Raw genomic sequence first — 18630 nt, 5'->3', positions numbered from 1 at the left:
GACGGGGTCGACGGCAATCTCTACTTCCGGGCCGGTACCGGAGCCCACAATTTCACCGTTGTAGAGCATGGGGGCTTCGTCTTTTTCGCCTTCACCGATGATCACCACACCACGCATGGGGACCTGGGCGATGGCGGCACGCATGGCGTCCACTGCGGCACCATCGCCGAGTTCCTTTTCACCCCGGCCGATCCAACCGCTGGCGGCGCGGGCCGCAGATTCAGTGACGGGAAGCAGGGACAGTGCGAGATTACCTATGGAGGCCATGCGATTCTTTTCCTTCAGTGACGGATTCAGTGGGGGACGTAATCCTTTTTAGGATAAATCAAAGGGCCGCATTTGGGAACTCGGCGGGCGCTTCGAGCCGGCGCACCCAACTTGGATGCAATTGCGGGTCGAGGGTGGCGCGTATGGAACGCGGTTGCTGATCGATTGCCGGTGTCATAGACGGGGTCTCCGGTGTGCGTCTTAAGTCTCTGGTCCCGGGTCTGGGGCCAGCCGGGGCTGGACATCCAGCGCGATCACCTGGGCGGGGCGCCGCCTTTTTTCGGCGGACTTTTTGATGGCGTTGTTCAAGGCCTGATGAAATTCCATGGGCATGCGCCGCAGTATCTCTTCTCCTTCCGGGCTGAAAAGATCCATCTGGCAAGTCACACCCTCATGCAGGTCTTCCCGGGACCGGGGATCGAAGTGGTGCCAGACGCTCACGGCGACCCGTCCGCCGATGTAGTCGCAGAACACCCATTCCCGCTCCAGCAGGATGGCCATGATCGAGACGTAGCGCAGGGGGATGAAAACGGGGCCAGTGGCGGCGTGCTGCAGAATGAGGGCCTGATTGTAGATCCAGGCGGGGACCAGGCCGGGCCGCGTCTGCCAGACCGGGGGGCGCCGGCAATCGGAGTCTTTGATCATGCGTCACCCACGCCAGCGTCACGATGATATAATCCCACCCATGTTCTCCCGCTCAATGTCGTAACCTATGCCGCGCATCCATTTATACGCTGATTCGAACCTTCCAGAAAGCGGACCTTTTCTGCTTCCGGCAGGCCCCAGCCATCATCTGCTCAAGGTGCTGCGTGCGCGCAATGGGCAGCCGCTGACCTTGTTCAACGGCGATGGTGCTGTCTATCGCGCCATTCTGGCCGGGGTGTCTTCGGGGGCGGCCATGCTGGAGGTTGTCGAGCGCTGCCCGCGGGTGACGCGCTCCCCCTTGGCTATTCAGGTCTTTTTGCCCCTGACCCGGGGGGAGCGCTGGGACTGGAGTTTACAGAAGGCGGTAGAACTCGGGGTGCAGCGGATTCAGCCGGTGGCCTGCCGCCACGGGATGGTGCAACTGAGCGAAGCCCGTGGGGAGAAGCGTCTGGCGCGCTGGCAGGACATGGTTATTGCTGCCTGTGAGCAAAGTGGCGCCACGACGATTCCGGAGTTGGCCCCGCCTCTGGCACTGGAAGCGGCCTGGGGGGCCGTGCGCGGGACGCCCTTGGTCTTGGACCCGGAGGGCAGCGCACGTTTTGTCAGCCTAAAGGACCATCCGGGGCCGGAGATTACCTTGCTCAGTGGCCCCGAGGGTGGGCTGGCAGCGGAGGAGGTAGGCGCCGCGCAGGCCCACGGCTTTCGCTTGTTGCGCATGGGACCGCGCATCCTGCGCGCGGAGACCGCCGCCATCGCCGCTATCGCCGTCGCCCAGGCGCTGTGGGGCGATCTCTGATTCGTCCCGGTCAGAGCCAGCCCGTCTTCTTGAAGTGCCGATAAAGGTAAACGGCGCAACTGGCCATGATGAGCAAAGCCAGCGGGTAACCGAACTTCCAGTGTAATTCCGGCATGTACTTAAAGTTCATGCCCCAGATACCCGTAAAAATGGTGGTGAGCACCAGGATGGCACCCCAGGCGGCGAGTTTTTTGTTGACCTCCCCGTGGTCAATGGTGATGAGGGAGAGATTCACCTGAATGGCGGTGGAAATGGTGTCGCGCATGGAATCCAACTGGCTGTTGAGCAGCATGATGTGATCATGGACATCACGGAAGTAGTTTTCGGCACCGCCCACCAGCGCCGGAACCCGGCCCCCGTAGAGTTTGCTGAAACCATCGGCCAGGGGCAGGAGGGCGTGACGCAGCATGTTGACCTTGTATTTAATATCGTAGAGCCGCTCCATGTTTTTGCGGGTTTCCTGATTATGAAACATGGCGGTTTCCAGTTGTTCCAGTTCATCATCCAGGACATCTACTACGGGAAAGAAGAGATCCACAACGGCGTCCGAAAGGGCATACATCACATAGACAGAGCCATATTTGAGCAGATGCGGTTCCCGTTCCGCGCGTTCGCGCACCCCCAGCAAGGTCTGTTCGCAGTTCTGGCGCACCGAAAGCACGAAATCGGGTCCGACAAAAATGCTGATCTGACCGATATGCACCTCCTCGCCATGGTAGGCAGGCACTTGCAGGTAGACAAAAAGGTGCTCGTCATACTCCTCGACCTTGGGCCGCTGCATCCCGTTAAAGATATCCTCTACAGCCAGTTCATGCAGCCCGAACTGCTTCTGCATGGCGCGCAATTCTTCTTCGCTGGCGTCTTGCAGCGCCACCCAGACAAAGTTACCGGGCTGGTGTAAGTGCACCGAAATCTCTTCGAGAGGAATATCCGCTTGTTTGCGGCCATCGTTATACACTACGCAGTTGATGAGCATCCGTTCAGTCCTCAGATGGGAATGATCTGCCTTAAAAAACCGGCCGGAGATATAAGCCCTGTCTCCGGCAGAAAGTGAGCCGCCGACGGGTATTGACGACCCCATGATACTACGCTTCAGACCTGCGGTTACACCCGTGCCCCGCACAGAAGCCCCCATCGGAATAGTCAGCTTGCGGTGGTTGACAGGGCGGGCGGCAGGATAGACCATCGAACCTGATTAATTTCGGGAATCTCAGCATGGACATTTTGTTAGCGAATCCGCGTGGTTTTTGCGCCGGGGTCAATCGGGCGATTCAGATTGTCGATCGCGCCCTGGAGCTTTTTGGTGCGCCCATCTATGTGCGTCATGAGGTCGTTCATAACCGTCATGTCGTCGAAGACCTGCGCGCTCGTGGTGCCATCTTCGTCGAAGAGCTGGATGAAGTGCCGGACGCGGCGACGGTGATTTTCAGCGCCCATGGGGTACCCATTGCCGTTCGTCAGAATGCGGCGGCGCGGGGCCTGAGCGTGTTTGATGCCACCTGTCCACTGGTGACCAAGGTGCATATGGAGGTCAAGAAATACAGCCGGGACGGCATGGAGATGGTGCTCATCGGTCACGCCGGACATCCGGAGGTGGAGGGCACCATGGGTCAGGTTGAGGAGGGCATGATGTATCTGGTCTCCAATGTCGCCGATGTGGCGACCCTGGCGCCCCGCAACCCGGAGAAGCTCGCTTACATCACCCAGACGACCCTGAGCATGGACGATACCGCTGAGGTGATTGTTGCCTTGCGTGCGCGTTTTCCGCTGATTGAAGGACCGAAGAAGGACGACATTTGTTACGCGACCCAGAACCGTCAGGATGCGGTGAAATCGCTGGCACCCGACGTGGATATTTTGCTGGTGGTGGGTGCGCCGAACAGCTCCAATTCCAGCCGTTTAGCGGAATTGGGTACCCGGCTGGGGACACCGACCCATCTTATTGAAGATGCCCAACAGTTAAACCGTGAATGGTTTGACGGTGTAGAGAAAATCGGTATCAGTGCCGGAGCCTCGGCGCCAGAAAGCCTGGTGCAAGGGATTATCGACACCCTCCTGAGCTGGGGTGCGAGGATTCCGAAAGAGACGCCCGGTGTGGAGGAGAAGGTCACTTTCAGTTTGCCATTGGCGCTGGTGCAGGCACAGACGTGGCGGGAAAACGCCTGACGTTTTTTGTTTCCCGCCTCCGGGCGGGCTTGCGTAAGCTACCGCCGATTCTCGAGGTGGTCGGGTGTGCCTAGCCCGATGAGTTCCTCGGCCTGAAGGAGGCGCGGAGCCGGCTCTACGGGTTCCATGCCGGGAATCTCTTTATTTTCCGGGGCGGCTTTGAGGTCGCGGAATTTGCGCGCAGAGACCAGTACCCGGCTTTCCAGCGATCCTGTCGCGTTGTTGTAGGCCTCCACCGCCTGCCCCAGTCCCTTGCCCACCCGCGCCCAGTGCCCTGCCAGGATGCTCAGGCGGTCATAGAGCTCTTTCCCGAGGTCGCTGATCGCCCGGGCGTTCTCGGCCAACGACTCCTGCCGCCAGCCATAGGCCACCGCCCGCAGCAGGGCGATGAGCGTGGTGGGGCTGGCGACGATCACCTTCTGCTCCACCCCGTATTCGATGAGCGACGGATCTTCCTGGAGGGCGGCGCTGAAAAACACTTCGCCGGGTACAAAAAGGACGACGAACTCCGGGGTCGGCTGGAACTGTTCCCAGTAGGATTTTTTGCTGAGCTGGGTCATGTGGGTGCGTAATTCGCTGGCATGCTTGTGCAGAAAATGGGCACGCTTTTGTTCATCTTCCGTTTCCATGGCCTCCAGGTAGGCGTTCAGAGGCGCCTTGGCATCGACGACGATGCGCTTGCCGCCGGGTAGTCGTACCACGAGATCGGGGCGCTGCTGGCCGTTATCGGTGGCAACGCTCTCCTGCTCAGTGAAGTCGCAATAAGCCAGCATGCCCGCCATTTCGACGACGCGCTTGAGCTGCATTTCGCCCCAGCGACCTCGGGCGGCGGGCTGGCGCAGCGCCTTTACCAGCGCGGCGGTCTCCTGATGCAGGCGCGGCAGGTGGTCCTGGACGAGACCGCGAATTTGCTCATTGAGGGCGCTGTAGGCATCGACGCGGGTCTTTTCCATGGCGTCGATGCGGGTGCCCACTTTCTCCAGGGACTCACGGATAGGTTCCACCAGTTGTCCCACGGCCTTCTGGCGGCCCTCCCAATCGGTCTTTGCGTTTTCCTGGAAACGCTCCAGATTCTCCCGCGCCAGTTCCAGAAAGGACTGATTGTTACGGCGCAAGGCTTCGGCGGAAAGGGACTGGAAGGCATCGCCGAGGCGTTGGCGGGCGTCTTCCAGGAGGACCAGTTTTTCGTTGCCGCGCAGGCGTTCCTGCTCCAGCCGTTCACCGAGTTCCGCCAACTGGCCCTGGAGTGCGGCCAACTCTGTTTGCAGGCGAGCGGCATTGTTGCGTTCCGTCACCAAGGTGTTTTCAAGGATGGGGACGCGGCGGCTTTCCGCTTCCGCGCTGGCCCTATTTTCACTTTCATGGCGGAGGATTTCCTGCTGTTCCTGGGCCTGTTGCCGCAGCGCAGTTATTTCACGCTGCAGGTTATCCATCTGATCGGTAATGGCTTGCTTTCCTTCCCGGAGGGCTGCGCTGATATCCTGCTGGCGCTGGATCATGTTGTGCGCTACCAGTCCGGCCACAACCAGCCCGAACATTATGCCGACAGTGAGATATATCAGATTTTCCCAGATCAAAAGGCGGTCCTGAATGTAGGGGAGCTGTTTTGAGAATACGCGAAGCGGGGCGTCAAAGCGACGGCATACTAACCTTTGGGAACCAAATGGGGCCGAGATGCCAGGCAGGTGCCCGTGCCGGGCACCCCCGTTTCAGGATTCCAGTTGCGAGGTGCAGTTGGGACAGCGTGTCGCGGCCAAGGGAATGGCAGAGGCACAGAAAGGGCAGGTTTTGGTGGTCACGGCGGCAGCGGGTTTGGGGTAGAGCTTGTTGATGACCCGCACAATAGAAAAAATAACCAGCGCAATGATCAAAAAGCTGATCAGTGAAGTGATAAAGAGGCCGTAGTTCACGGTCACGGCGCCCGCCTTCCTGGCGGCCTCCAGAGTCAGGTAGGGGCCGGGAACGGTACCTTCCTTTAACACGATATAGAGGTTGGAAAAGTCGACCTTGTCGAGCAGCATACCAATAGGCGGCATGATCAGGTTGCTGACTAATGAAGTCACAATGGCGGAAAATGCCGTGCCAATAACAAAAGCTACGGCCAGATCAATGACATTACCGCGTTGCAAAAATATCTTGAAATCTTTGACGAACGCTTTGAGCATGATGATCCCCCTTGATGATAGTCGGCTATTTATGGGTTGCTTGCGCAAAACCCCATTGCTCGTAGGATAACCAGTTCCCCTAAAGATGAAAATAAGTGCCACTTATGAAACGTCATTGTAATATTTTTGATTAACGCCTGCAGAATTGATTGACGGCATTTTTGCTATGGTCCATTTGCTGGTGGCCAGACGCTGCGGTGCAGGCCTTTTGGCCATCCTGACAGGTAATAGCCCAACCCTGAGCTAGGTCGAAAAAACGTGCTGCCTGCGTTGCCGGGGGCGCATAGTCACCGCCCTGGAAAATAGGAGCCAAGGCATGAAAATAACGGCTCTCTTCCTGCGCCCATTGGGATACTGCCTGCCAGCAAGTGGCCTGTTCGCTTACGGCTATTTGCGCGCAACCGACAGAGTTGCTGCGCGCGTTATCCAGCGCCTGCTGCCAGTTGGGGCAGAATTGCCGTTCGGCCTCGCCACGCTGGGCGGCGACAGCGGCAAGGCGTTGCTGTGCGGTTTCGGCATTGCGATTGGCCAAGGTGGTACTTTGCGCGGCGGCTCCCGCCGTAGCGGTTGAAGGCGGTGGCAGGGAAGCGCAGCCCGATAGGGTAAGCGCGAGCAAGAGGAAAAGAATTTTTGCGGGCATGATCTGAGACTCTCGGGTAGTTGGTCTTCGCCCGTTATATATCACAAGTTGGCGATATTGCAGAGTCCAGCGCTCAGCGACGCTTAAATCGCTCGGTGAGATGCAGTCTCTGAAACAGGCACCTTACCCCTCCAACGCTCCTTCCACCCCTCAAAGAGTACATAGAATGCCGGTGTCACATAGAGCGTCAGGAACTGCGAAACGATGATGCCGCCTGCCACGGCCACGCCCAGCGGCACCCGCGACTCAGCACCCGCCCCGATGCCAATGGCGATAGGCAGAATACCCAGCACTGCGGCAAGGTTCGTCATCATGATAGGACGGAAGCGGGTGACACAGGCGTCGACTATGGCGTCCACGGCCGTGGCGCCTTCGCGGCGGCGGTGAATGGCGAAGTCCACCATAATGATGCCGTTCTTTTTAACCAGCCCCACCAGCATGATGATGCCGACGAAGCTGAACAGATCTAATTCCTGATGGAATATCCAGAGGGCCAGCAAGGCGCCAAAACCGGCCAGGGGCAGGGCAGTGAGGATGGTCAGGGGATGGATGAAATCTTCATAGAGAATGGCCAGAATGGCGTAGATCAGAGCCACTGTTGCCAGCAGCAAGAGTGGCAGACTGCCGGTGGACTGGGAAAAGGCCGCGGCGGACCCACCAAACTCTCCCTGCACATCCGCGGGCAATATCTTTGTCGCTGTGTTCTGCACTGTCCGGGTCGCATCGCCCAGAGAGGTGCCGGGGGCCAGATTGAAAGAAATGGTCACGCTGGGCAGTCCGTTGTAGTGGCTGATACTCAAGGGTCCGACGCCGTAAGCGAAGTGCGCCAATGCGGCCAGGGGCACCAGGCCGGTGCTGCCCGGCACAGTGATCGCTGAAAGTGCCCCGAGATTTTCCTGAAACTGCCGCGCCAGATCGAGAATGACCTCGTATTGATTGGTGGAGGCGTAGATGGTGCCCACCTGGGTGCCGCCGAAAGCGAAGTTCAGCGCTTGCTCGATGGCCTCAGGGGTGACTCCCAGGGCCTGGGCGCGCTGGTGCAGGATTTGCACTTCAATTTCCGGGTTGGCTAATTGCAGATCACTATTAACGGCCTGTAGCCCGGGTACTTTGCGCAGGGCTGCTACCAGTTTGGGCACGGTCACATTCAGGCTATTCTGATCCTCGCTCTGCAGAATGTATTGGTAATGAGATTGCGATGAAACCGGCCCCATCTGAATAGCAGGCGGTAGCTGGAAACTCGCTTCCACTCCGGCAAAATGGCTGACGCTACGGCGCAATTCCGCAATGACTTGGGTTCCTGACGCCCGCTCGCCCAAGGGCTTGAGGCGGATAATCAGACGCCCGGTGTTGGCGGAGCCAAAGGCCCCCGCACCTTGCCCGGCACTGGACATCACGGACTGCACGGCTTGATTGTGGCCGATGGTAGCGGCGATGGCCTTCTGGGTGGTTTCGAGTTGGGCAAAGGAAATGCCCTGGGGATATTCCAGATTGCCCATGATCATGCCGCTGTCTTCGGTAGGGATGAAGCCCTTGGGCAGCAGGATAAAGAGTCCGATCATGGCCAGCAGGCTCAGCAAGGCCCCGCCATACACCCAGCCGCGATGGCTGAGCGCCACCCGCAGGCTGCGCCCGTACCAGTCGCGCAGGCTAAGGAAACCTCTTTCGAAGCGGCTCTGTCCCTGATGTTTCACCCGCAGATAGCGGGCGCAGAGCATGGGGGTTAGCGTAAGGGATACCAGCCCGGACAATAGGATGACCACCGCGATAGTGACGCCGAACTCGCGAAATAAACGACCGATGATGCCACCCATCACCAGAAAAGGCAGGAAGACCACTGCCAGCGACAGGGTCATGGAAATCACGGTAAAGCCGATCTCGCGGCTGCCAACGATCGCCGCCTGATAGGGCTCTTCGCCGTTTTCCTCATGGCGGGCGATGTTTTCCAGCATGACCACGGCATCATCCACCACAAAGCCCACCGCCAGGGTCAGCGCCAGGAGCGTCAGCGTATTCAGGGTGTAGCCCAGCGCGTAAATGATGGCGAAGGTGCCGAGAATGGAGGCGGGAATCGCCAGCGCGCCGATCAGGGTCGGGCTGCCGCGGCGCAGGAAGAGCCAGAGCACCCCGGCCACCAGTATGGAGGCGAGCAACAGGGTGACTTCGACCTCCTCCACCGCCGAACGGATATAGTCGGCCTTGTCATACACCACCGTCATGTGGGCGCCGCCGGGCAGGCTGGCGCTCAGCAGGGGCAGGCGTTTCTGGATAGCGTCAGAGATGGCCACTGTGTCGGCATTGGGTTGGCGCACTACGGCGAGAATCAGGGCGCGCTGCCCCCCCATCCAACTGGCGATCTGATCATTGTCCACGCCATTACTGACCTGGGCGATGTTCGCGAGTGGCACCACCGCGCCGTTGGCGAAGGTGATGGGCATGCCGGCGAAAGCCTGGGCATCATGGAGCTGGCCATGCACATTCACCGCATAATTGCGCACCGCACCCAGCACTGTGCCCTGCGGCAGGTTGACGTTATGACTGGAAATGGCCTGGGTAAGGGCCTGTAGCGATATCCCATGCGCCTGCATGGCAAAGGGGTTGGCGTGAATGCGGACCGCGTAATTCTGCTCGCCGAAGATCAGCACCTGGGCGACACCGGGAATACCGGAAATGGCGGGCACTACCTTGTCTACCGCGTACTGGTTGAGCTGGTAGATAGGCATATTGGGCGCGGCGAGGTCAATAAACTCGATGGGTGCCGCCGAAGGGTTAAGCTGCTTGACGAAGGGCAGGCTGGGTATGCCCGGCGGCAGCAGGGGGGAAGCCTGGGTGACCGCGTTTTCGACATTCTGGGTGGCGACATCAATGTTCTGGCTGAGGTCAAACTGCAGGATGACCCGCGTCGAGCCCTGATTGTTCACCGAGCTCATGGAGGACAAGCCGGGAATGGCGGAAAACTGTTTCTCCAACGGCGTAGCCACGGCGCTGGCCATGGTCTGCGGGCTCGCTCCCGGCAGACTCGCCGCGACCATGACCGTCGGAAAGTCCACACTGGGCAGCAGGGCTACCGGCAGTTTCATAAAGGCAAAAATGCCGTACAGCACTAGTCCGAGAATGAGGACGACCGTCATCACCGGGCGGCGAATGAATAGGGCGGAGAAATTCATGCGGATTTCCTCTGCTGACCCGTATGCAACCCGGTGGCTGCAGGGGGGCCAGTGAGTTCCACCTTCGCCCCCGGATAAAGGCGGGCGGGAAGCGGAAAAATCACCCGAATACTCTTGTCTACGCCCTGTACCACGGCATCCGTGCCCGATTCCCAGAGCACCTGCACCGGCTTATCCACCGCTTTGCCATCTTGCACCACATAGACAAAGGGTCCGCTGCTGCCCTGCTGGACCGCGCCCACCGGCAGCACCGTCGCCTGCGCCACCTGCTGTACCGGCATCTGCACCTGTACATACTGTCCTGGCCAGAGGCCAAGGTTGGTGTTAGGTACGGTAGCCTGCAGGCTGATGGTGGCGGTCCCCGCACTGACGCTATTATCAATAAAAGTGAGCTTGCCCTGAGCGAGTACGGTACCCCCCTTCTCGTCGTTAATCGGCAGGGGGATTGCCTGCTGTTGCGCCCGCCGCGCCGCAGTCAGCAAGCCCTGGGGAATGCTGAAATTCACGGTAATGGGGGCGATTTGGTTGACAGTAGCCAGTTGTGTCTGGTTGGCGATGACCAGGTTGCCTGCCTTGACCTGGGCCAGCCCGATGCGACCGCTGATGGGGGCGACGATGCGGGTGTAAGAGAGGTTGAGGCGGGCCTGCTCCAGGGCGGCTTGATCAGCCTGCACCTGCGCTGTCGCGGCCTGTGCCTGGGAGACTGCCTGATCGAAGCTTTGCCGGGTGATGAAATCCTTTTCCGCCAGCGGACGGTCCTGCTCCACTATGTTACGGTTGTAGCGCGCTGTGGCCTGATCCGCCACCAGTTTGGCCTGGGCCTGGGCGAGCGCTGCCTGCATCTGTGCCGGGTCGATGGTGAACAGGGTTTGTCCCTTCTCTACTATGCTCCCCTCGGTAAACTGCACGCTCTGCAGGATGCCGGAAGTCTGCGGCACGAGTGTCGCCGTTTGCAGGGGCGTCACCGTGCCCAGAAAACCTTCATAATGGGTCATGGGGCGGGTACTGGCGCTGACGAGGCTGACCTGCAGGGGCGGCATTTCATGTTTGGCCTTGGTCTGGCAACCACTCAACAGCAGGGCGAGGGCTGCCAGCGGCAGCAAGAGGACAACAGGGGAACGGGTCACGGTGCATTCTCTCCCAAAGGCATGCCGACGGCCTGACTGAGTTGCGCCAGGGCGACATAACTGTTAACCAGATTCTGAATCAGGGTGTAGCGCGCCTGCGCCAGAGTGGATTCGGCGAGGAGGACATCCTGAATGGTAGCCTGGCCGACCCGATACTGGGCCTGTACCACCTCCAGCGCCTTCCCGGCATTTTCCAGACCGCTCTGTGCGCCGGGGTAGGCCGCAACCGCGCCCTGGAAGTTGTGAAAATCCTGCCAGACTGTGGTTTCGGTGCTGCTGCGGCTGGCCGCGAGGTTGGATTGGGCCTGGTCCCTCAGGGCCTGCGTCTGGCGTATCTGATAATGGGTGTTGAAGCCGGTGAAGAGGGGTACGGTCAGGGTAAAACCCACCGTCCAGGTGTCGCCGGGCAGATAGCCGTTCTGAAAGGCGTAACCGTAGGAACTGCTGACCCCCAGACTGGGCAGCCCGCTGGCCTCGGCGCTGCGGACATTGGCCTGGGCTACGGCGACCTGGGCCCGCGCCTGCTGCAAAGCGGGATTGGCGGTGAGGGCGGCGTGCATCAGCGTCTCAGCGGCGCTGTGGAGTTGGGGCGGTTCCTGATACAGCTTGAGATGCGCAATCTTCAGGTGGGTCTGAGGACTGAGGCCCAGGGTGCTGGCTAGCGACCCCTCGCTGCTATGCACGGTCTGGCGTTGCTCGGCGAGGGTGGACTGCGCCTGCGCCATGGCGGCCCGGGCCTGATAGAGGGCGCCGATGGTGGCTTGCCCGGCACGATGCAGTACCTCGGCGGCTTCCAGGTTTTTCTGGTTTTCCGCAACGGTCTTTTCATCGGCCAGCAATAGGGATTGATTGCCGAGGAGCTGGTAATAGGCCTGTGCGACGCTGAAGGCCACGGTCTGGATGCTCTGGTTCTGGGTGAAGCCTGCCACCCATTCCTGGGCGCGGGCGGCATCTACTTTGGCGGCGCGCAGGCCAAAGTCCCAAAGGGTGTAATTCAGGGTCAGATTTGGGTTAGCGCTGTTGCGTGCCGGCACCGTAAAACCGACAGTGGAGACTGCCTGCCGACGGCTGAAACCGGTATTGAGGGTCAGGCTGGGTAGCCAAGCGCTTTCCGCCATCCCCAGGCTCGCCGCCTGCGCACGCAAACCATCCCAGGCGGCGGCGGTCTGCGGGTTGTGGGCGAGGGCGTAAGCGGTGAGTTGCGGGAGCGTCCAGATTTGCGCCTGCTCCGCCACAGAAAGACCCTGGAGCTTAGGTAAATTGGGCAGGGTGGCTTGGGTGGTCCAAGGCTGGGCCGGGCTGGCACTCAGGCCGCTATCTGTATCCAGAGGGTCGGCCAGCCATGCACCGACGCCCGCTTGCGCCAGTCCGCCTTGAGCCACACAGAAAACGGTACAGACAGCCAGCAATAGCGCTTTGGGGGCCACACTCAGGTTCCTCGGCAGTGGAGCCGCCATTCTCCCGGAAAGCGGGGTCATAAGGAAGATGTGGTCCCGGAGGAAATTGTTGCGAAATGTTACGGGCTGACCTTGCGAAAGACGAATCATGTTCTATATAAGTCTTTGCTGACTCTGTGACGTGTATTGTTTTTACCATTGGCTACAGGCCGATTCAGCGCGTGCACACTATCTTAAGGGATAAATAAAAGGATGTCCGCATGATCAACAAGAAAGCCATCGCAGCCCTGACCGCAGCAAGTCTGGCCCTGTTTTCCGTTTCTGCCATGGCCGGCAGCGCCTGGAATGTCAGCCAGAATCCTATTGTTGCGGCAAATAATGAGGTCGGCATTGCCGCTACAGGGACCTTGATGAATTACCAAGAGCACTTTGCTACAACGGGCATTCTCAGTTCTCCAATGGATGACACAGAATCGGGTTGGCTGCCGGGATTTTCGGTGAATCTCTCTGGGATGAATAACAACCTTACAGAAAATCTGTATTTATCGCTTAATTACAATTATTCTTCGGCCGGGATAGCTTATAAAGGGTTCGTGTACAACCCGAACATCCCGAACTCAGCCAGGCGCGCTGATCTAACGGATCAGGCGACCACGCAGAACTTTCTGGGAAAATTGGGTAAAGGTTTTTCTATTAGTAATAACATGATGCTCACACCATATGTAGCGGGTGGATTTCAATTGTGGAACAGACAGCTTCCCGGTACTCATGAGCGTTACCATTCTGAGCTTGTTGGCGCCGGTCTCATGTATCAGTACGCACCGACAGCCAGGTTGGTCCTCGGTGCTGACATGCGCGTACTCGCTCTTGTTGGCGGAGGTATCAAAACATCCCAATGGTCCTCTGGGTTTGGTACCAGTGGAGAAGAAACCGTAGGGATTCATGCAGACTATAAAATTTCTGGTGGATGGCATGCTTATGGCGGCTTGAATTTCACCCACTTTACCTACACTGGGACGGGCATTGTAACCTTTTATCAAGGTGCCACGAAGTATATTGGTAAGGAGCCCCCATCATCGACCAATCTGCTCGGTATGAGTGTCGGGCTTGCCTATAGTTATTAATCCTGTTTGTTCGCGAGCAGAGCACGCATGCGGTGTTAACGGACAAAATAGTATCATCCTAGTCCCCTGATCCATAGTCGATTGAGTATGTTTGTAGGATAGGGTCGGCCCTAGCTATGGACGGCGTGAGAGCAGTCGCGGCGAGTGTATTATGCCCAAGCGCGCGGCGGCAACCGTCTTTGGTCTCTTGCGACAGGCCTTGTCTACAGGCGACGGGGTGCTGTAGTACCTTGCGGAGCGAACGGCAGTAATAGACTGACTGCGGTCATTCGGTTGCGCCATCCGATTGCCCTCAGCGCCACTTTTGCAATATGTTAGGACAAGGCGCCAAAGTGGTATCCTCGGGAGATAGTTTCGGTATTGCATATACGAGCGTTAGTGATGGCGATTGATTGATGCTGCAAGCGGACGTATGAACGGGTAAGTTAGCTGCATGCTTGCCGTGTGGTACGCTTCCCCCTGTTGCCCGGTATAAATGTTTTTTGAAGGAAAATATGTCTAAAAAGATAGCAGTAGCGATAACGGCAGTGATAACAGCAGTGGGAACAATCGTTGCCGCTATAATTACTAGCAATCCAGGATCAATCGCACGCACAAATAAACCACAGGATGCTGAAAAAAATAAATTTGGAATTGTTAATGGAAACATTATAAATATCAATGGATCAGTAATCAAAGATGAAAATAACAAACTAGAAAAAAAAGAGTTGCTGGATAACCAAGGAAAAAACAAAAATAATTTCGCACAACCTTACAAACGTCCAGAAGATGCTGTGCTTATCCTGCAAAGAAAAGAGTGTGTAACATCAAATGGTAGCGGCAATATAGATTTTAGTATCGGGCTATTTTTTAAATTTTATTCGTTTTTTGGAAGCGAAGGAAAATATACCCTTGAGATTGGAAACAATGAATCTGGTCGGTTATATTTAAATCTCGGTGATCCACCAGTAACCGTTTATTTTAAAAAAAATGAATATAATCTATGGGCCACGAAACCATCTAACGGATTGTTTCATATATGCATAAAAATGCAGTCCAATTAGAGTGGAAAATATCAAGGTTTTCTAAACACTAGCGGCTCTGCCGTCAAACGGCCGCTTACGCTGCATTCCTGTCGTTTGGCCCTAATCGATAAAGCAGACGGCTTCCTACCCTGATCCGGCCTACCGAATTGTCAGGATATTTGGTGCGTTCTACAGTAAGCCCTCCCTCCGAAGCGATTCGGCTTATCGAAACAAAAGCGCGCCTCTGCGGGAGTGATTCGCTTTCGGCACTGAAAACAAAAATATCTGCCATCAGCATTCATGGGTCGCCTGAAGTGTATACAACGTCTTCGTTTGCCTGTTTCGTTTTTTCAGTTCTCGGCTGCATCTCAGATTCGGTGATACCGAAGTGCTGACGATAGTCCGGTTTTGATGGTGGTCTATGCCAAGAAGCGATAGCTTCGCCGACCCCAGCCTATTCAGGCAGGCCATCGGCTTGCGTTCGGAGAGATTACTAAAATCTCCCCGCAAAAGCGCCGACACCTTGGGTTGGTTAGTCCCCACACGTTGGGCGGCCTCTACTTGAGTCAATCCGAGCTTGGTAATGATCTGAGTGATTTCAATGGCCAAGCCAGACTGGCACTCAGGCCGCTATCTGTATCCAGAGGGTCGGCCAGCTATGCACCGATGCCCGCTTGCGCCAGTCTGCCTTGAAGCCACACAGAAAACGGTACAGGCAGCCAGCAATAGCGCTTTGGGGGGCACACCCAGGTTCCTCGGCAGCGAAGCCGTCATTCTCTCGGAAAGCGGAATCATAAGGAAGACGTGGTCCCGGGTGAAATTGTAGCGAAATGTTACAGGCTGACCTTGCGGAAGGCAAATCATGCTCTATACTCAGTCTATGTACTACAGTTAAGCAATTTATCTCATGAGTAAACGATTGTATCGGTTCTCCGAAATATATATTAAGGAGGGGGGTATGCTTTACTGGGCTGTTGTGTTTTTCATTGTCGCATTGATCGCAGGTATGCTTGGCTTCTTTGGGATAGCAGGGGCGGCGGCCTCAATCGCAAAAATATTTTTTGTCATATTCCTGGTGTTATTTGTGGTGGCGCTGATTACGGGTAGACGCAGATTGTAAAGGGGATTACTTCTCAGAAATATTGTATTTGTGCTACATCGCTGTGAGCGACAAGATTTTATCTCCGTGCGAAATTCTCGGTGGCCATGAAAAACGCGGGTTTTGATGCGCTACTAATGAAACTTAAGACGCGCACTGCAGAACTTGCCCATGGGCATCGGTGATTCGCATACGGATGTTGGTATAAGAAACCTTTGTTTTTTATGGTGAAGCAAGGAGAGTGTCATGAATAAAGATCAAGTCAACGGTCGTGTGAAAACTGTAAAGGGTGCTGTTAAAGAGGCGGCTGGAAAGGTTACAGGAGATCGCCAGCAAGAAACGGAGGGTAAGGTAACAAAAGAGGTGGGTAAGGTGCAGTCCAAGTGGGGCGACCTGAAAGATAAGTTGACCAAGTAGTTTTTCCGCTTTGATAAGGGCGTTGGCGGTTTCAATTTTGACACGTAACACTACCGTTTAACGCTCTGATTTGCTGCGTCTTCACTTCGGCGGGTGTTCGAAATCCCAAGTATTTCCTTGGGCTATCGGTAGGCCGCCAGGCGTGTCAACAGCAACAAGCAATCACCCCCATTCACAATTCTTGACACTTTGCTGCTGGTATCCACCGGAGCGGAGCGCTAACTTGTTTGCCACGGAAAGGGTACACCTTTCCCCCTGAGTGATGAGGAGCAGAGTGATGTTAAAATTTAAGCACGTAGTATCTGGATTGATGGTCGGAACGATGGCGCTGGCGGTAGTACCCGCCTTTGCGGCGGGTGCAGAGGCCCCGCCTGCCATGAATAGTGGCCCCATGATGGGACCGGGCATGATGTACGGTCATCCCTGTCCAGGAGGATGGCGGCATAGCCCCATGCGCAAGGGGGGCTGGATGCGGAATGCACCCGTGCCCATGCTGATGCCCATCGTCTGGCGGCATGCGGTGGACCTTAAGCTGACCCCCGCCCAGGAAACGGATCTGAAAAACTGGCGCACCCAGCAGGAAAAAGCCATGCCGACCTGGCGTCACGATATGCTGGTCCACAACACCGCATTGCGTGATGCGTTGCTGAATGGTGAGTCGGGCAGTGCCATCACCCCCTTGCAGGAAGCGGTCCTCAAGGATCATGCCACGATGCTCGAACATGGCATCCAGCAGGTGAATTATCTCCATAAGATCCTGACACCTGTGCAGTGGCAGAAAGCTACCGCCTTGTACAAGGAAATGGGGACCAGGCGGGGACCCTGGGGTAAGTAATACTGGGGTAAGTAATAAATGACGGAGGGCGGCAAAATCCTGCTGGTCGATGATGACCCCCGGCTGCGCACTATGCTGGTGCGTTACCTGGAAGGGCAGGGCTTTGTCGTTCACGCCGCCGCCTCCGGCGTGCAGATGGATCGCCAATTGGAGCGGGAATACTATGACCTGCTCTTGCTGGACGTCCTCATGCCCGGCGAAGACGGCTTCAGCATCTGTCAGCGCCTGCGGGTGCAGGAACCGCATTTGCCTATTATCATGCTGACTGCCCGAGGTGATCTCAGCGACCGGGTGCAAGGCCTTGATGTGGGCGCCGATGACTATCTTTCCAAGCCTTTTGAGCCGCAGGAACTGGTTGCCCGCATCCGTGCCGTCCTGCGGCGCAGTCAGGATCTGCGCAGTAGTGATCCAACCCCGGGGGTACTTGTTTTCGGACCCTTCCGCCTTGCTCTCGACAGCCGCAGTCTCTGGCGGAATGACGAGAAAATCTCCCTTACCGACAGTGAGTTTTCCATTCTGCACGCGCTGGCCAGTCATCCCTGGCAACCGCTCTCGCGGGGCCGTCTGCTGGCCATGACCCACGGCAACGACACCACACCGGGGGCACGGGGTATTGATGTGTTTATCTCGCGCTTGCGACGCCTCGTCGAAGACGACCCTAGCGAGCCACACTATATTCAGACCGTTTGGGGGCGGGGCTATGTGCTGGTACCCGACGGCGGGGACGCTACGCCCAGGGAACAAGGCGCTTTACCCGGATGAAAAAGCCGCGCTGCTGGCCGGATACGCTTTTTACCCGTATGTTTCTCATCATCGCTGGGTTGCTGCTGCTGAGTCAGCTCGCGGTGTACTGGTTTTTCAATATCTATCAGGCCAACCCGCAGGCCGAGCTGCTGGCGCAGAACTGGGCGCAAATCCTGACCCTGAGTGAAAGCCTTAGCCCGGTCCAGCGTCGGGCGGCGGCGTCCGAACTGATGCACCAGGGGCTCCGCATCGTTCCTGCCGGTACGCTGCGCGGCCACAAGCCCCGTATGCCGGTACTGGCAAATGCTCTGCAATTGCTGCACCGCATGGGCTGGCCGCAGGCGCAACTAGGCATGGACGGCCAGCGCCGGGTGCTCTGGCTGCTAGCTCGGCCCGATGCCACCCTGGCGCTGGCTATGCCCATGCCTCATTCACCGGGGCTGCCATTGCCCTGGTTCAAGCTGGCGGCGATTTTGCTGCTGTCCTGGCTGGGGGCGTATCTGGCGGTACGTCAGGTGACCCGACCCCTCACCCGGCTCATGCAGGGGGTGGCACGTTTGCGCGGTGGCGATACACCAGCGGATCTGCCCGAGGCCGGTCCAGCCGATTTGCGGCGCCTAGCCGAACGCTTCAACCAAACCCTGCGCGATTTGCATCGTCTCTGGAAAGAGCGGGAGATGGTGCTGGTGGGGGTCTCTCATGATCTGCGCACGCCGCTTACCCGCATGCGCCTGAGCGCCGAATTTCTGCCGGCCGAGGAGGAGGCCCGTGGCGAAATTATCGCCAATATTCAGGAGATGGATAAGGTTATCCACCAGTTTCTGGATTACGCCCGCAGTGGTGAGCAGGAGCCACTGGTAACGACTGACCTGGGTCTCTGGCTCAAAATGTTCGTTCTGCGCCAGCAGGCTGGCGTGGTGTGGCACCCCCCTGCGGCGGATCTACCGAAGCTGCCCATACAGGAAGTGGGTCTGGCTCGCGCCCTGCAAAACCTCATCGACAATGCGCAGTCCCACGGCGCCGCACCCATAGACGTC

General features: G+C 57.5%; 19 protein-coding genes. 9 read left to right on the top strand and 10 right to left on the bottom strand.

Features of this window, described 5'->3' with window-relative positions:
* Together Q0C48_RS11970 and Q0C48_RS11965 are read right to left on the bottom strand one after the other, a co-directional pair.
* A partial coding sequence (locus Q0C48_RS11970; RefSeq protein WP_291524653.1) for a fructose-bisphosphatase class II occupies positions 1-267 on the bottom strand: 267 nt, incomplete at its 3' end.
* A 201-nt stretch (positions 268-468) separates the two neighbouring features.
* Entirely contained in the window at positions 469-912 is a 444-nt protein-coding gene (locus tag Q0C48_RS11965; RefSeq protein WP_291524650.1) for a hypothetical protein, read from the bottom strand.
* 67 nt (positions 913-979) lie between these two features.
* Here Q0C48_RS11965 and Q0C48_RS11960 point away from each other — a divergent pair, with 67 nt between their 5' ends.
* Entirely contained in the window at positions 980-1708 is a 729-nt protein-coding gene (locus Q0C48_RS11960) for a 16S rRNA (uracil(1498)-N(3))-methyltransferase (protein ID WP_291524649.1), read from the top strand.
* A 10-nt stretch (positions 1709-1718) separates the two neighbouring features.
* Here Q0C48_RS11960 and corA read toward each other — a convergent pair whose 3' ends face one another.
* Complete coding sequence (corA, locus tag Q0C48_RS11955; protein WP_291524647.1) at positions 1719-2684, bottom strand: magnesium/cobalt transporter CorA; 966 nt, start codon at positions 2682-2684, stop codon at positions 1719-1721.
* Between the two features lie 239 nt (positions 2685-2923).
* On the opposite strand from corA, the gene ispH reads away from it, so the two are divergent.
* The gene (ispH, locus tag Q0C48_RS11950) at positions 2924-3874 is read left to right on the top strand and encodes a 4-hydroxy-3-methylbut-2-enyl diphosphate reductase (RefSeq protein WP_291524645.1); all 951 of its coding nucleotides are present in this window, start codon (positions 2924-2926) and stop codon (positions 3872-3874) included.
* Between the two features lie 38 nt (positions 3875-3912).
* Here ispH and rmuC read toward each other — a convergent pair whose 3' ends face one another.
* The 6 genes from rmuC to Q0C48_RS11920 form a co-directional block, all read right to left on the bottom strand.
* Positions 3913-5451, bottom strand: a complete 1539-nt coding sequence (gene rmuC, locus Q0C48_RS11945; protein ID WP_291524643.1) for a DNA recombination protein RmuC — start codon at positions 5449-5451, stop codon at positions 3913-3915.
* A gap of 132 nt (positions 5452-5583) precedes the next feature.
* A complete protein-coding gene (gene mscL, locus Q0C48_RS11940) occupies positions 5584-6039 on the bottom strand; it encodes a large conductance mechanosensitive channel protein MscL (RefSeq protein WP_291524641.1) in 456 nt (151 codons plus the stop codon).
* A gap of 130 nt (positions 6040-6169) precedes the next feature.
* Complete coding sequence (locus Q0C48_RS11935; protein ID WP_291524639.1) at positions 6170-6679, bottom strand: hypothetical protein; 510 nt, start codon at positions 6677-6679, stop codon at positions 6170-6172.
* Positions 6680-6762: 83 nt separating this feature from the next.
* Positions 6763-9846 (bottom strand): efflux RND transporter permease subunit, encoded by a 3084-nt coding sequence (locus Q0C48_RS11930; protein ID WP_291524637.1) that lies wholly within the window; start codon positions 9844-9846, stop codon positions 6763-6765.
* On the bottom strand, positions 9843-10973 hold the full coding sequence (locus Q0C48_RS11925; RefSeq protein WP_291524635.1) for an efflux RND transporter periplasmic adaptor subunit: 1131 nt from the start codon (positions 10971-10973) through the stop codon (positions 9843-9845). The genes Q0C48_RS11930 and Q0C48_RS11925 overlap by 4 nt, the downstream gene beginning before the upstream one ends.
* Positions 10970-12400, bottom strand: a complete 1431-nt coding sequence (locus Q0C48_RS11920; protein WP_291524633.1) for a TolC family protein — start codon at positions 12398-12400, stop codon at positions 10970-10972. Before Q0C48_RS11920 ends, Q0C48_RS11925 begins: the two co-directional genes overlap by 4 nt.
* 230 nt (positions 12401-12630) lie before the next feature.
* Here Q0C48_RS11920 and Q0C48_RS11915 point away from each other — a divergent pair, with 230 nt between their 5' ends.
* Positions 12631-13494, top strand: coding sequence for a hypothetical protein (locus Q0C48_RS11915; RefSeq protein ID WP_291524631.1), 864 nt, complete (start codon positions 12631-12633; stop codon positions 13492-13494).
* 494 nt (positions 13495-13988) lie between these two features.
* Positions 13989-14537, top strand: coding sequence for a hypothetical protein (locus Q0C48_RS11910; protein ID WP_291524629.1), 549 nt, complete (start codon positions 13989-13991; stop codon positions 14535-14537).
* 252 nt (positions 14538-14789) lie between these two features.
* Here the strand turns inward: Q0C48_RS11910 and Q0C48_RS14720 are convergent, their stop codons facing one another.
* A complete protein-coding gene (locus Q0C48_RS14720; RefSeq protein ID WP_366937050.1) occupies positions 14790-15068 on the bottom strand; it encodes an XRE family transcriptional regulator in 279 nt (92 codons plus the stop codon).
* Positions 15069-15456: 388 nt separating this feature from the next.
* Between Q0C48_RS14720 and Q0C48_RS11905 the strand changes: the two genes are divergently transcribed.
* From Q0C48_RS11905 to Q0C48_RS11885, 5 genes are all read left to right on the top strand, one after another.
* Positions 15457-15618, top strand: coding sequence for a DUF1328 domain-containing protein (locus Q0C48_RS11905; protein WP_291524627.1), 162 nt, complete (start codon positions 15457-15459; stop codon positions 15616-15618).
* 225 nt (positions 15619-15843) lie between these two features.
* The gene (locus Q0C48_RS11900; protein WP_291524625.1) at positions 15844-16014 is read left to right on the top strand and encodes a CsbD family protein; all 171 of its coding nucleotides are present in this window, start codon (positions 15844-15846) and stop codon (positions 16012-16014) included.
* A gap of 277 nt (positions 16015-16291) precedes the next feature.
* Complete coding sequence (locus tag Q0C48_RS11895; protein WP_291524623.1) at positions 16292-16849, top strand: Spy/CpxP family protein refolding chaperone; 558 nt, start codon at positions 16292-16294, stop codon at positions 16847-16849.
* 18 nt (positions 16850-16867) lie between these two features.
* Positions 16868-17611 carry a response regulator gene (locus Q0C48_RS11890; protein WP_291524621.1) on the top strand — a complete coding sequence of 248 codons (744 nt, stop codon included), beginning with the start codon at positions 16868-16870 and terminating at the stop codon, positions 17609-17611.
* On the top strand, positions 17608-18630 hold a 1023-nt coding region (locus tag Q0C48_RS11885; protein ID WP_291524619.1), incomplete at its 3' end, for a histidine kinase dimerization/phospho-acceptor domain-containing protein. The genes Q0C48_RS11890 and Q0C48_RS11885, both read left to right, overlap by 4 nt.

It is taken from the genome of Acidithiobacillus sp. (genome assembly GCF_023255755.1).
In the GTDB taxonomy this organism is placed as follows: Bacteria; Pseudomonadota; Gammaproteobacteria; order Acidithiobacillales; family Acidithiobacillaceae; genus Acidithiobacillus.
The sequence above is the reverse complement of the archived record's forward strand: the minus strand, read 5'-3'. Positions and strand labels throughout refer to the sequence as shown.